The 13,208-nt window shown below is 70.8% G+C and carries 12 protein-coding genes; 5 read left to right on the top strand and 7 right to left on the bottom strand.

Going from position 1 to position 13,208, the window contains the following annotated elements; all coding sequences use genetic code 11:
• Positions 1-450 precede the first annotated feature (450 nt).
• Positions 451-1,167, bottom strand: coding sequence for a VIT1/CCC1 transporter family protein (locus Vgi01_RS12630; protein ID WP_102661008.1), 717 nt, complete (start codon positions 1,165-1,167; stop codon positions 451-453).
• On the bottom strand, positions 1,164-2,021 hold the full coding sequence (map, locus tag Vgi01_RS12625; protein ID WP_102661009.1) for a type I methionyl aminopeptidase: 858 nt from the start codon (positions 2,019-2,021) through the stop codon (positions 1,164-1,166). Before map ends, Vgi01_RS12630 begins: the two co-directional genes overlap by 4 nt.
• 94 nt (positions 2,022-2,115) lie before the next feature.
• Between map and Vgi01_RS12620 the strand changes: the two genes are divergently transcribed.
• On the top strand, positions 2,116-2,430 hold the full coding sequence (locus tag Vgi01_RS12620; RefSeq protein ID WP_102661010.1) for an STAS domain-containing protein: 315 nt from the start codon (positions 2,116-2,118) through the stop codon (positions 2,428-2,430).
• Between the two features lie 45 nt (positions 2,431-2,475).
• On the opposite strand, the gene Vgi01_RS12615 is transcribed toward Vgi01_RS12620, so the two are convergent.
• The 5 genes from Vgi01_RS12615 to Vgi01_RS12595 form a co-directional block, all read right to left on the bottom strand.
• A complete protein-coding gene (locus Vgi01_RS12615; RefSeq protein WP_204291107.1) occupies positions 2,476-6,126 on the bottom strand; it encodes a SpoIIE family protein phosphatase in 3,651 nt (1,216 codons plus the stop codon).
• A 160-nt stretch (positions 6,127-6,286) separates the two neighbouring features.
• Positions 6,287-7,054 (bottom strand): 3-oxoacyl-ACP reductase, encoded by a 768-nt coding sequence (locus Vgi01_RS12610; RefSeq protein ID WP_204291106.1) that lies wholly within the window; start codon positions 7,052-7,054, stop codon positions 6,287-6,289.
• Between the two features lie 2 nt (positions 7,055-7,056).
• A complete protein-coding gene (locus Vgi01_RS12605) occupies positions 7,057-8,412 on the bottom strand; it encodes an aldehyde dehydrogenase family protein (RefSeq protein ID WP_204291105.1) in 1,356 nt (451 codons plus the stop codon).
• A 248-nt stretch (positions 8,413-8,660) separates the two neighbouring features.
• Positions 8,661-10,025 carry a glutamine synthetase family protein gene (locus Vgi01_RS12600; protein ID WP_204291104.1) on the bottom strand — a complete coding sequence of 455 codons (1,365 nt, stop codon included), beginning with the start codon at positions 10,023-10,025 and terminating at the stop codon, positions 8,661-8,663.
• Between the two features lie 101 nt (positions 10,026-10,126).
• Positions 10,127-10,381 (bottom strand): flavin reductase, encoded by a 255-nt coding sequence (locus Vgi01_RS12595; protein WP_102659042.1) that lies wholly within the window; start codon positions 10,379-10,381, stop codon positions 10,127-10,129.
• A 276-nt stretch (positions 10,382-10,657) separates the two neighbouring features.
• Between Vgi01_RS12595 and Vgi01_RS12590 the strand changes: the two genes are divergently transcribed.
• From Vgi01_RS12590 to Vgi01_RS12575, 4 genes are all read left to right on the top strand, one after another.
• Positions 10,658-11,425 carry a DUF5753 domain-containing protein gene (locus Vgi01_RS12590; RefSeq protein ID WP_204291103.1) on the top strand — a complete coding sequence of 256 codons (768 nt, stop codon included), beginning with the start codon at positions 10,658-10,660 and terminating at the stop codon, positions 11,423-11,425.
• Entirely contained in the window at positions 11,416-11,616 is a 201-nt protein-coding gene (locus tag Vgi01_RS12585; protein WP_204291102.1) for a DUF397 domain-containing protein, read from the top strand. Before Vgi01_RS12590 ends, Vgi01_RS12585 begins: the two co-directional genes overlap by 10 nt.
• A 36-nt stretch (positions 11,617-11,652) precedes the next feature.
• Positions 11,653-12,021, top strand: a complete 369-nt coding sequence (locus Vgi01_RS12580) for a VOC family protein (RefSeq protein WP_102659040.1) — start codon at positions 11,653-11,655, stop codon at positions 12,019-12,021.
• A 64-nt stretch (positions 12,022-12,085) separates the two neighbouring features.
• Positions 12,086-13,198 (top strand): MerR family transcriptional regulator, encoded by a 1,113-nt coding sequence (locus tag Vgi01_RS12575; RefSeq protein WP_204291101.1) that lies wholly within the window; start codon positions 12,086-12,088, stop codon positions 13,196-13,198.
• Positions 13,199-13,208 lie beyond the last annotated feature (10 nt).

Genomic DNA, 13,208 nt, shown 5'->3' with positions numbered 1-13,208 from the left:
GCACCCCCACCCCGCACCCCCCACCCCGCGCGGCCTCACCCGCGCGGCCTCACCCGCCCGCCCTCACCCCTCCCCCGCGCGGCCTCACCCGCCCGCCCTCACCCCTCCCCCGCGCGGCCTCACCCCCGCGCGTTCTCACCACGCCCGCCCTCACCACGCCCGCCCTCACCACGTCGATCTTGCACTTTTGGTCGCTCAAATGCGGCTTTGATCCCTTTTGCCCCGACAGGAAGTGCAAGATCGACGCGTGGGGCGCGGCACGGCGCGGCACGGGCACGGCGCGGCACGGGCACGGCGCGGCACGGGCACGGCGCGGCACGGCGCGGGCACTGCACGGCCGCGCGGCACGGCCCGAGGCGCGGGCATGGCGCGGGGCGCGGGGCGCGGGCGGGGCGCACGAGGTAGGGGTGTGGCGTAGGGCGCAGGGGGGTGTGGGGCGCGGGGTGGGGGTTAGCCTAGGCCGCCTTGGACGCCGATGAGGGTGCCGATGGCGTAGGTGGCTGCTGCGGCGGCGGTGCCCAGGAGCAGTTGGCGCAGGCCACCGGTCCACCAGCGACGGTTGGTGAACCGGGAGACGACCGCGCCGGCGACGAAGAGGCCGAGCCCGCCGACCGCCAGGGCCAGCACCAGGCTCGTCGCACCGAGCAGGTACGGCAGCAGTGGCACCAGCGCGCCGACGGAGAAGCAGAGGAACGACGAGGTCGCCGCCGTCCACGGGTTCGGCTGTTCGTCCGGGTTGACGCCCAGTTCCTCCTGCACGTGTACGCGCAGCGCCGTCTCCGGGTTGCGGCGGATCGCCTCGGCCATCTGCCGGGCGAGGTCCTCCGGCAGACCTCGGGCGACCCAGATCTCGGCCAGTTCCCTGGCTTCGCCCTCGGGGTTGCGTTCCAGTTCGCGCCGTTCCTTGGCCACCTCGGCGGCGATCTGCTCGTTGGCCGACCGGACGCTTGTGTACTCCCCGAGCGCCATCGAGATCGCGCCGGCGACCAGACCGGCGGTGCCGGTCAGCACGATGTTGCGCGGCGACACCCCGCCGCCGCCCACGCCCGCGATCAGCGCGATGTTGGTGACCAGGCCGTCCATCGCCCCGAAGACGGCCGGCCGCAGCCAGCCGCCCGAGACGTCCGCGTGGTGCGGCTCCCGCAGCGCCGCCGGAGTCTCGGTCACGGCAGGGTCAGGATCTCGTGACCGTCCTCGGTCACCACGAGGGTGTGCTCGAACTGGGCGGTCCACTTGCGGTCCTTGGTGACCACCGTCCAGCCGTCGTCCCAGAGGTCGTACTGGTAGGTGCCGAGAGTGATCATGGGCTCGATGGTGAAGGTCATGCCCGGCTCCATCACGTCGGTGGGCCGAGGGCTGTCGTAGTGCGGCACGTAGAGCCCGCTGTGGAACGCCTCACCGATGCCGTGGCCGGTGAAGTCGCGGACCACCCCGTAACCGAACCGCTTGGCGTACGACTCGATGACCCGGCCGATGACGTTGATCTGGCGGCCCGGGGCGACCGCCCGGATGCCGCGCATCATCGCCTCGTGGGTCCGCTCGACGAGCAGCCCGGCTTCCTCGCTGACCTCACCGACGCAGAAGGTGGCGTTGGTGTCGCCGTGCACGCCACCGATGAAGGCGGTGACGTCGACGTTGATGATGTCGCCGTCGGCCAGCACTGTCGAATCCGGGATGCCGTGACAGATCACCTCGTTGAGACTGGTGCAGCAGGACTTCGGGAAGCCCTTGTAGCCAAGTGTCGACGGGTACGCGTCGTGATCGACGAGGAACTCGTGCACCACCCGGTCGATCTCGTCGGTGGTGACGCCGGGCTTGCAGTGCTCCCCCGCGAGCTGCACCGCCTGGGCTGCGATCCGCCCGGCGACCCGCATCTTCTCGACGGTCTCCGGAGTCTGCACGTGCGACCCCTGCCACGGCCGGGGCGCCTTCTTACCGACGTACTCGGGCCGGGCGATGTTGGCGGGCACCTGCCGCCACGGGGATTGCCTGCCTGGGGTCAGCGGCGCACGGACGGTCATGCGCCAAGCCTATCGCCGAGCGCTCGGTGACCCCCAACACCGTCCGGGACCGACGGTTGTTGCCACACCAGGGACGCTGTGTCAAGGTGTCTGCGTGGATCAAGGGAGCGCACCTCCCGTCTTCTCCGCCGTGGCGGAGACCGACGGTGATCACCTCGTTGTGGTGGTCACCGGTGAGGTCGACATGGCCACCGCCGACACCATGTTGCAGGCCGCGCTCCGCGAGTCGGCGGCCCGGGTGACCCTCGACCTGCGGGCGGTCACCTTCTTCGACTCGGCGGCCATCCATGCGGTGGTTCGACTCGCCGGCCAGTATCCGGGCACCCTGACCGTGCTGCCCTCCCGACAGGTCACCCGGGTGCTGGAGATCGCCGGGCTGGGCGGGCAACCCTGGCTGCCGCCAGGCTGACCGGCCGATCGACGCGAAGATCACCGGCGGCGATCGGGAGGGAAGTCAATCCTCCAACCGTCGGCGCAGGGTGACCTGCGTCCCTTCCGGGGTGTGGTCGACCGACAGCTCCCCGAGTGCCCGGATCAGCGACAGGCCCCGGCCCCGGAAGCCCGAGCCGGTCGACTTGCGCCACCGGCCGGTGTCCCGCACCGTCGCCACGACCTCCCGGTTCTCCACCGACACCTCGATGTCGATCACCGGCTCCACCGGGTCGACCGGATGCTCGATCGCGTTCGCCGCCGCCTCGGAGACCGCCACGGTGAGGTCGAACAGGTCGGTCTCGCTCACCTCGTGCGCGACGAGGAAGTCCTCCAGTCGCTTGCGGAGCACGCTCAGCCGGGTCGGGTCGGCGGGCAGCCGCAGCGCGAACCGGTTGAGTTCGGTGGCCTCCAGAGCGAGCACCGCCACGTCGTCGCGGCGTGGCCGGTCGGCGACCCGGTTGACCACCGTGTCGACCAGATCCGCCACGTGTTCGCTCGCCTGGGCGGCGTCGGCCCGCAACTGGGCCAGGGCCACGTCGATGGCGACCTGCCGGTCCTCGATCAGCCCGTCGGTGTAGAGCAGCAGCCGGTCGCCGGCCCGCAGTTCACCGGAGACCGTCTCGTACGCCGCGCCGGGGATCGCGCCGACCGGCGGACCGAGGGCCCGGTCGTGCAGGAAGGTCACGTCGCTGCCGCGGATCAGCAGCGGGGACGGATGGCCGGCGTTGGCGTAGCGCAACTGACCGGTACGCGGGCTGAACCAGAGGCAGAAGACCGTGGCGAAGGTACGCGACTCGGTGGAGTCCACCAGCCGGTTCAACCGGGTCAGCGACTCGCCCGGGGCGAACCCCTCCAGCACGTACGCCCGCAGTGCGTTGCGCAGCTGGCCCATTGCCGCCGCGGCCGGCACACCCTTGCCGACCACATCGCCGATCACCAGGACGAGTTCGTCGTCGTCACGGGCGACGACGTCGTACCAGTCGCCGCCCACCTCGACGTCGGCGCTACCCGGCAGGTAGCGGCTGGCGACCACGGTGCCGGGCAGTTGCGGCAGCGTACGGGGCAGCAGACTGTGTTGCAGGGTGGTGGCGATGCGGTGCTCGGCCTCGTAGAGCTGAGCGTTCTCCAGGCGGACGCCGACCAGCCGGGCCAGTTGGGTCAACGCGGCCTCGTCGGTGCCGATGCCGTCCACGGACGGCCGCCACACCCGCAGCTCACCGAGCTGTCGTCCGGCGACACCGGTCAACGGCAGTACGAAGGACGGGTCGACCGGCGCGGTACCGCCGCCGTCGGCCTCGTACCGTGCCCCGCCGGCGGCGACCACGACCCGGACGGCCTCGGCGAGGCTGAGCGCGTGCCGGGCCGCGACCTGGAGCACGTCGGCCGTGGACCGGGCGGTGTTCACCGCGACCGCGGCGTCGGCGAGGGCGCGCAGCCGCCGGATGATCTGGCCACGCAACTGGCCGAGTTCCACATTGGCGCGGACCCGGGCGATCAACTCCTGCCCGGAGAAGGGCTTGGTCAGATAGTCGTCTGCGCCGACCGACAGCCCGGCCACCTCCTCGGCGGAGCCGGCCCGGGCGGAGAGCAGCACGATCGGGACGTACCGGGTGCGGGGGTCCGCGCGCAGCGCGGCGACCAGGCCGAATCCGTCCAGCCGAGGCATCATCACGTCGGTGAGCACCAGGTCGAAGGCGACCTCGGTGGCCACTCTCAGCGCCTCGACACCGTCGGTGGCGGTCACCACTTCCCAACTCGGCGCGAGCAGCCGGGTCACGTGTTCCCGCAGGTCGGGGTTGTCGTCGACGACCAGGATGCGGCCGTGCGACTCGGCCGGGGCCGGTCCAGGGGTGGGCGTGGCGTGGTCGTCGCTGGTCCACCGGGCCGACTCGGCCGCGAACAGCGGGGCCTGTCGCGGCTCGTGCTCGGTGGGGTCGGCGTCGGCGACCCGGTCGGCGGGCAGGTGTGCGGTGCCGAACGGGATGGTGACCGCGAAGGTGCTGCCCTTGTCGACCTGACTGCTCGCGCTGACCTGCCCGCCGTGCATCTCGACCAGTTCACGGACCAGCGCGAGCCCGATCCCGGTGCCCTCGTGGCTGCGTGATCGCACCCCCGGCACCCGGTGGAAGCGTTCGAACACGTGCGGCAGTTCGTCCGGGTGGATGCCCACACCGGTGTCGGTGACCTCCAGCCGGGCCGCCCCGTCGACCGACCGGACCCGGATCTGGATCTCGCCTTCGAAGGTGAACTTCACGGCGTTGGAGACCAGATTGAGGACGATCTTCTCCCACATGTCCTGGTCGACGTAGACCGGCTCGGCCAACGGCGGACAGTCCACCACCAGGCGTACGCCGGTGCGTTCGGTGGCCGAGCGGAAGGTGCTGGCCAGCCTGCCGGTGTAGTCGGCCAGGTCGGTCGGCTCGTAGTGGGCGGCCAGCCGGCCCGACTCCAGGCGGGAGAAGTCCAGCACGGTGTTGACCAGCTTGAGCAGGCGCAGCCCGTTGCGGTGCATGACGGTGAGCCGCTGGGTGTACGCCTCCGGCAGCTCGGGATCGGCGAGCATCTCCTCCAACGGGCCGAGCACGAGCGTCAGCGGCGTACGGAATTCGTGGCTGACGTTGGCGAAGAAGTTGGTCTTCGCGAGGTCCAGCGCGGCCAGTTCGGCGGCCCGGGCCCGCTGCTGCTCGTACGCCCGTTGTTTGCCGACCGCCCGGGAGATCTGGGCGGCTACCAGCTCGAAGAAGGTGCGGTAGTCGTCGGTGAACGGCAGCCGACGGGCCACGCCGAGCACCAGCACCCCGGCGGGTTCGTTCGTCGCGCTGATCGGCAGCACCATCACCTCGTCGGCGGCCCCGGCGGGTACGCGCCCGAGCAGGTCGACGGTGGGCACCGTGGCGGCGACCCCGGTCATCGCGACCTCGACCAGCCGGCTCGGCGGATCGGCGGGCCCGGTGTCGATCCCGGTCATCCCGGCCCGACGCAGGTGCCCGTCGCCGTCGTCGAGATACAGCAGCGCGAAGGGTGCGTCCGCGCGATGCCGGTCGAGCACGGCCGTGACGGCGCGGCCGAGGTCCTCGATGCTGCCCGGGTCGGCCAGTTCCGACCCGAGTTCGGCCAGGGCACGCAGCCGGCGTTCACCGAGCACCCGGCCGGTGGTCTCGCTGCAGATGCAGAGGACGCCGTGGATGCCCCCGTCCGCACCACGGATCGGGTCGTAGGAGACGTCGAAGTAGACGTCCTCGACGAAGCCGTGCCGGTCGAGCAGAAAATGATGGTCCTGCGCCTGGTACGCCTCGCCGTCGCGCAGCACCCCGGTCAGCAGCGGCCCCAGCACCTCCCAGGTCTCTGCCCAGTGTTCGCGGGCCGGCTGCCCGAGCACGGCCGGATGCTTGTCGCCGATGGTCGGCCGGTAGGCTTCGTTGTAGAAGGCACGTAGCTCCTCGCCCCAGAACACGACGATCTGCGCCTTGGAGGCAAGCATCGTGCTCAACGCGTTGCCCAGCGCGTCGGGCCACTGCTCCGGGACGCCCAGCGGGCTGGCCGACCAGTCATGATCACGCAGCAACCGGCCCATCTCGCCGCCCCCGGCGAAGGCCGCCGCGAGGAGGGGCGAGATCCGGCCGTCCGTCCCGGACGGATGGCTGACGTCCGCACCCCCTTGGGCCGAGTTCATGCAGCCTCCCCGGCCGTCCACATGCGCTCCGATCATCTCTGCCGCGTCCGCCTTCTACCCCGACGGACCAGCAACGTAACGCATCACGGCTGTTAGACGCTGATTAGCGCCGTCAGGTCCGCGACACCACCCGAGGCGATCACCGAGAGAGTGACCACCGTCACAACGGGGTGACGTACGCCCCGGTGATCCCACCATCCACCACGAACTGTGCAGCGGTCATGAACGATGCGTCATCGCTGGCCAGGAACGCCACCGCGGCGGCGATCTCACTCGGCTCACCGAACCGCCCCATCGGTACGTGCACCAGCCGCCGCGCGGCGCGTTCCGGGTCGGCTGCGAACAGCTCCCGCAGCAGCGGGGTGGCCACCGGCCCGGGACACAGGGCGTTGACCCGGATGCCCTCCCGGGCGAACTGCACGCCCAGCTCCCGGGTGAGCGCCAGCACCCCACCCTTGCTCGCGGTGTAGGCGATCTGCGACGTGGCGGCACCCATCAGCGCCACGAAGGAGGCGGTGTTGATGATCGACCCGCGCCCCTGCCGGCGCATGTGCGGGATCACGTACTTGCAGCAGAGGTAGACGCTCGTGGTGTTGACCCGCAGCACCCGTTCCCAGGCGTCCAGGCCGGTCTCCAGGATCGAGTCGTCGTCCGGCGGGGAGATGCCGGCGTTGTTGAAGGCGATGTCCACCCGCCCATACCGCTCGACCACACCGTCGAAGAGGGCCCGTACCGCCGCCTCGTCGGCCACGTCGGCCGCGACGAAGCTGCCGTCGACCTCCTCGGCGGCGGATCGACCGGCCTCGGCGTCGATGTCGACGCAGACCACCTTCGCTCCCTCGGCGGCGAACCGGCGTACCGTGGCCAGCCCGATTCCGCTGGCCGCTCCGGTCACCACGGCGACCCGGTCCTGCAACCGTCCCGGCATGCTCACTCCTCTGTGCTGATGAACACGTTCTTGACGTCGGTGAAGGCGTGCAGCGCGTCGGGGCCCAGTTCCCGCCCCAGCCCGGAGCGCTTCATGCCGCCGAACGGGGTCCAGTAGCGCACCGAGGAGTGCGAGTTGACGCTGAGGTTGCCCGCCTCGACCGCCCGGGCCACCCGCAGCGCCCGGCCGACGTCCCGGGTCCAGATCGAGCCGGACAGGCCGTACTCGGTGTCGTTGGCCAGCCGGATGGCGTCCGCCTCGTCGTCGAACGGGAGCACCGAGACCACTGGGCCGAACACCTCCTCCCGCCAGTGCCGGTCGGCGGGCGAGTCGGCGAGCAGCACCGTCGGGGCGTACCAGTAGCCGGGGCCGCTGGGGCAGCCGCCGGTGAACGCGACCCGGGCGTCGTCGACGTAGCCGGCTACCCGGTCGCGGTGCCCGGCCGAGATGAGCGGCCCCATCTCGGTCTCCTCGGCCGCCGGGTCACCGACCCGGAAGGCCCGCACCGCCGGTTCGAGGAGTTCGAGGAAGCGGTCGTACACCGACCGCTGCACCAGCAGCCGGGAGCGGGCGCAGCAGTCCTGGCCGGCGTTGTCGAAGACGCCGTACGGCGCGGTCGCCGCCGCCCGTTCCAGGTCCGCGTCGGCGAAGACCACGTTCGCCGACTTGCCGCCCAACTCCAGGGTCAGCCGCTTCAACTGGGCCGCGCAGCCGGCCATGATCCGGGTGCCGACCTCGGTGGAGCCGGTAAAAACGATCTTGCGTACGGCGGGATTGGTGACGAACCGTTCGCCGACCACGTCACCCCGACCGGGCAGTACGGTGAACACCCCTTCGGGCAGGCCCGCCTCCAGCGCCAACTCGGCCAGCCGCAGCGCGGTCAGCGGGGTCAACTCGGCGGGTTTGAGCACCACCGTGTTGCCGGCGGCCAGGGCCGGGGCGAAGCCCCACGCGGCGATGGGCATCGGGAAGTTCCACGGCACGATCACCCCGACCACGCCCAATGGCTCGTGGAAGGTGACGTCCAGCCCGCCCGGCACCGGGATCTGCCGACCGGTCAGCCGCTCCGGCGCGCCCGCGTAGTAGTCGAGCACGTCCCGCACGTTGCCCGCCTCCCAGCGAGCATTGCCAACGGTGTGCCCGGCATTACGCACCTCCAGCCCCGCAAGTTCCTCCAGATGCGCATCCACCACCGACGCGAACCGCCGCAGCATCCGCGCCCGCTCCCCCGGCGCCACCCCCCGCCACCGCTCGAACGCCACCCCCGCCCGCGCAACCGCCCCGTCAACCTCCCCCACCGAACTCTCCGCAACCTCCCCCAACACCACCCCCCGAGCCGGATCCCAAACCACCCCCACGCCCTACCCCCTCTCCCTCTCCCTCAGCCCTCTCAACACCCCACCCCACCCCACCCCACCCCCACCCCCACCCCACCCCGCCCGCCCCGCCCCGCCCGCCTCAGCCCGTCGATCTTGCACTTTTGGTCGGGATAAAAGCCGCTAACCACCACGAAAGAGCGACACAAAGTGCAAGATCGCGGCGGAAAGGAGGGGTGGGGGCGGGGAGGGAGGGAGGGGAGGGAGGGTGGGGAGGGAGGGAGGGAGGGTTAGAGGCGTTCGAAGCCACGGGTCAGTTCCCAGTCGGTGACGGCGGCGTCGAAGGCGGACAGTTCTACGCGGGCCATGTTGGCGTAGTGGGCGACCACCTCAGCGCCGAAGGCATCGCGGGCCACGGTGGAGGACTCCCAGAGGGTCAGGGCGTCGCGCAGCGTGCCCGGGACCCGGTCGGCATCCGCATCGTCGTACGCGTTGCCGGTGCACTCCGGTGGCAGCTCCAGCTCCTGCTCGATGCCGTGCACCGCGCCCGCCACCAGCGCCGCGATCGCCAGGTACGGGTTGACGTCGGCACCGGGGACCCGGTTCTCCACCCGCATCCCTTGGCCGTGCCCCACCAGCCGCAACGCGCAGGTGCGATTGTCCGTACCCCAGCGCAGCGCGGTCGGCGCGAACGAGCCCGGCTGATACCGCTTGTAGGAGTTGACGTTGGGCGCGAAGAACAGGCTCAGCTCACGCATCGTGGCGAGCAGCCCGGCGAGCACCCGCTGCCCGGTGACGCTCAGGTGTGCGGGGCCGTCGCCGAGCATCGCCGAGCCGCCGGAGGCGTCGCGCAGCGAGAAGTGGATGTGGCAGGAGTTGCCCTCCCGGGCGTTCGGCTTGGCCATGAAGGTGATCGACATGCCCTCCTGGGCGGCGATCTCCTTCGCCCCGTTCTTGTAGATCACGTGGTGGTCGGCGCAGGCCACCGCCTCGTCGTACCGGAAGGCGATCTCGTGCTGGCCGAGGTTGCACTCGCCCTTCGCGCTCTCCGGGGTGAGCCCCGCGCCGGCCATCTGGTTGCGGATGCGTCGCAGCAGCGGCTCCACCCGGGCGGTACCCAGCAGCGAATAGTCCACGTTGTACTGGTTGGCCGGGGTCAGGTCGCGGTAGCCGCGCGCCACCGCCTGCTCGTACGAGTCACGGAACAGCACGAACTCCAACTCCGTGCCGGCGTACGCGGTCAGCCCGTGCGCAGCCAGGCGGTCCAGTTGACCGCGCAGGATCTGCCGGGGCGAGGCGACCACCGGACCGCCGCCGTCGGGCCACTCCAGATCGGCCAGGAGCATCGCGGTGCCGGGCTGCCACGGCACCCGGCGCAACGTGTCGAAGTCCGGCTTCATCACGAAGTCGCCGTAGCCGCGTTCCCAGCTCGACATCGCGTACCCGTCGACGGTGTTCATGTCGACGTCCACGGCGAGCAGGTAGTTGCACCCCTCGCTGCCGTGGCCGACCACCTGATCGAGGAAGTACGGCGCATGGAACCGTTTGCCCTGCAACCGGCCCTGCATGTCGACGAGCGCCAACGCCACCGTGTCGATCTCACCCTCGGCGACGGCGACCCGCAGTTGTTCCAGCGTCAGCGGGGCTTTCCTCATCCGCGAGCCTCCATCACCAAGGTCTACCGGCCGCGCCGATGACCGTCAATGGGCCGCTCCGCTCGTACCCCGATCCACTGGCCTGACAAACCGACCACCGCTCACCTCCGGTCGCGCCGCCGCGCCCAGCCGAGAAAGCGGTCGTACAGATCCGGGGTGTGCTCGGGATTCAGTTGGGCGAGCTGGTCGCGGGCCTGGACCATCAGCCCACCCAGGTAGAGCAGCAACCCGAGACGGTCCTTGCGGTACTCCATCAGCAGCGCCAGCCGGGCCGGTTGACAGGGCCATTCCGCGCCGCAGTTGCGGCACCGCCAGAGCGGACGCATCGCGACGTGGGGAATCACCCGCCGCCCCATCAGCGCACCCACCGCCTGCGGCCTGCGGCGTCGCCCCAGACCCCGCGACAAGGTACGGCGAACGGACGCGAACGAACAGACATGTCGACCCCTCTCGGCTCTGGAGGGGGCCACCCCGCCCGGCCGAAGCAGGGCGACCCCGCGCAGGAGCCCACCCCACCGCCGATCCCGACAGAGCAAGCCCGCTTGACCAACACGCTGCCGACAGTGACGGGATCAGTACACGACGTTCATCTATTCTCAGGGACGTTCAGGACATCCTCCCTTGGAGGCGGGATGAACCATGCACTTCAAGCAGCCATGGCCGAGGCAGGCGAAACGGCAGAGAGCCTGGCAGCCCAGACCGGAGTGGACCCCAAGACAGCGGCGCGTTGGATCTCGCCGGGACGAATCCCTCAACCACGCCGACGCGCTCAGGTGGCTGCGATCCTCGGACGGGACGTTTCAGCGTTATGGCCTGATGTCCTGAAGCGCCGCGAGCCGCACTGGTTGCGGGAATGGGTCGATTGGGAACGCGAGGCGGTCGCCCTGCGCTGGTTCGAGCACACCTGGATCCCCGGCCTCCTGCAAACCGAGGCGTACGCCCGAGCCACCCTCGCCGGAGAGGTGCTGGCACCGGACGATGTCGACGGACTCGTGGCGTCCCGGCTGGACCGGCAAGCCATCCTGCGCCGCGATCGTCCCCCGCTGCTCGTCGCCACCGTCTTTGAAGGGGTGCTCTACCAGTCGGCCTACGGCAACCGCGATCTGATGCGTGAGCAGGTCACCCACCTGCTCACGTGCGCGGCGCTGCCTACGGTGCAGGTGCTTGTCGTACCGAAGGATGTCGGAATGTATCCGGGCCTCGGCGGCGGCTTCATCATCGCCGAGTTGCCCGGCGGTGAGTACGTCGCCCACGCGGACAGCCAAGCCCGCGCGGAGATCATTACGGGAGCCGAGGAAGTTGCTACCCTCAGCCGAAGGTGGGAGCGCATCAGAGGCGAGTGCCTCTCCCGAGCCCAGTCCCTGGACTTGATCAGGAAAGCGGCAGAATCATGGACCTGACTGGCGCGCAGTGGCGCAAGAGCACCAAGAGCGGCAACAACGGCGGGTCGTGTGTCGAGGTTGCGGACAATCTGCCGGGGGTCGTGCTGGTCCGGGACACCAAGGACCGGGAGGGCGGCACGCTGCGCGTCACGCCGTCGTCGTGGCAGTCCTTCGTCGACCTTGCCAAGCAGATCGGTTCCGTGGGCTGACCGCTGAACGTCGTACCCGCCCGAACAATGGTGGGCATGTCGCAGCCAACCACGCATCGCCACCATCGCATCGACTACATCGAGTTCACGGTCACCGACCTGGCCGAGGCCAAACGCTTCTACGCCGAAGCGTTCGGTTGGCAGTTCACCGACTACGGCACGGCGTACGCCGGCATCCAGGGCGGTTCCGGCGCTGAGGTGGGCGGCCTGCGCCAGGACCAGCAGGTACGCACGGGCGGCGGTCCGTTGGTGCTGCTCTACTCCGCCGACCTGGAGCAGAGCGTCGAGGCGGTCGAGAAGGCCGGTGGCACGGTGGTGGCGGGACCGTACGACTTCCCCGGTGGTCGTCGCTTCCACTTCACCGATCCGAGCGGAAACGAGCTGGGCGTCTGGGCCGAGGCGTAGCCCCGAGCATGTCGCCGACGAAACCCTTGCTCCTCACGTGGCGTCAGGTCACATAGTCGGTGGCGTGGATGAGCTCCTGACCGTCGGGCGGGTGGCGCGGTTGACCGGCGTCAGCGTCCGCACCCTGCACCACTATGACGACCTCGGCCTTCTGGTGCCGTCGGCACGGACCGCGTCGGGGCACCGGGCGTACTCCGCCGATGATGTGGAGCGGCTGCGGGAGGTGCTCGCGTACCGGCGGCTGGGTTTCGGGTTGCGGGAGATCGCCGATCTGGTGGGCGACCCGGCCGCCGACGCGGTCGCGCACCTTTGCCGGTTGCGTGGCCTGCTGGTGGACCGGCAGGACCGGGCCGCGGCCATGGTGGCGGCTATCGACCGGGAGTTGGCGGCGCGGGCGGGGGTCGGGACGATGCCGCGGGAGCCGCTGAAAGCGTTCGGTGCCCGGTTGTACGACACGATCGGGTCGGCGTACCCGGCGACGCGGCGCACCGAGCCCCGGATCGCCGCGCAGGTCTGGGCGGCGCTGGGTGACGCGCGGACGGTCCTGAACGTCGGGGCGGGCACCGGCTCCTACGAACCGCCCGACCGCGAGGTCACGGCGGTGGAACCGTCGGCGGTCATGCGGGCCCAGCGGCCCCCGGGCGCGGCACCGTGCGTGGCCGCCGCTGCGGAGAGCCTGCCCTTCGAGGACCAGTCGTTCGACGCCGCGATGGCCTTCAGCACCATTCACCACTGGCACGACCCGATCGCCGGGCTGCGCGAGATGCGGCGGGTGGCCCGGCGGGTGGTGGTGTTCACCCACGATGCCAGTGACACCGGCTGGCGACACCGGTTCTGGCTCACCCGCGACTACCTGCCCGAGGTCGTCGACCTGGTGGCCGACCGTCCGCCGGTGGAGCAGGTGGCCCGCGCGATCGGGGCCCACCTGGAGCCGGTGCTCATCCCGTGGGACTGTGCGGACGGCTTTTTCGAGGCACACTGGCGCCGCCCTGAGGCGTACCTGGACGAACGTGTTCGCGGGGCGGTGTCGGTATGGGCCAGGGTCGGCCCGCAGGCGCAGCGACGGGCGGTTGAGATGCTCCGCGACGACCTCGCGTCCGGCCGGTGGGCCGAGCGCAACCGCGAGATCCTCGCCCTCGACGCGGCGGAACTCGGCCTGCGGCTGCTTGTCGCCTGACCACCGGCGC

It is taken from the genome of Micromonospora gifhornensis, from assembly GCF_016863515.1.
GTDB classification, from domain to species: Bacteria; Actinomycetota; Actinomycetes; order Mycobacteriales; family Micromonosporaceae; genus Micromonospora; species Micromonospora gifhornensis.
The sequence above is the reverse complement of the archived record's forward strand: the minus strand, read 5'-3'. Positions and strand labels throughout refer to the sequence as shown.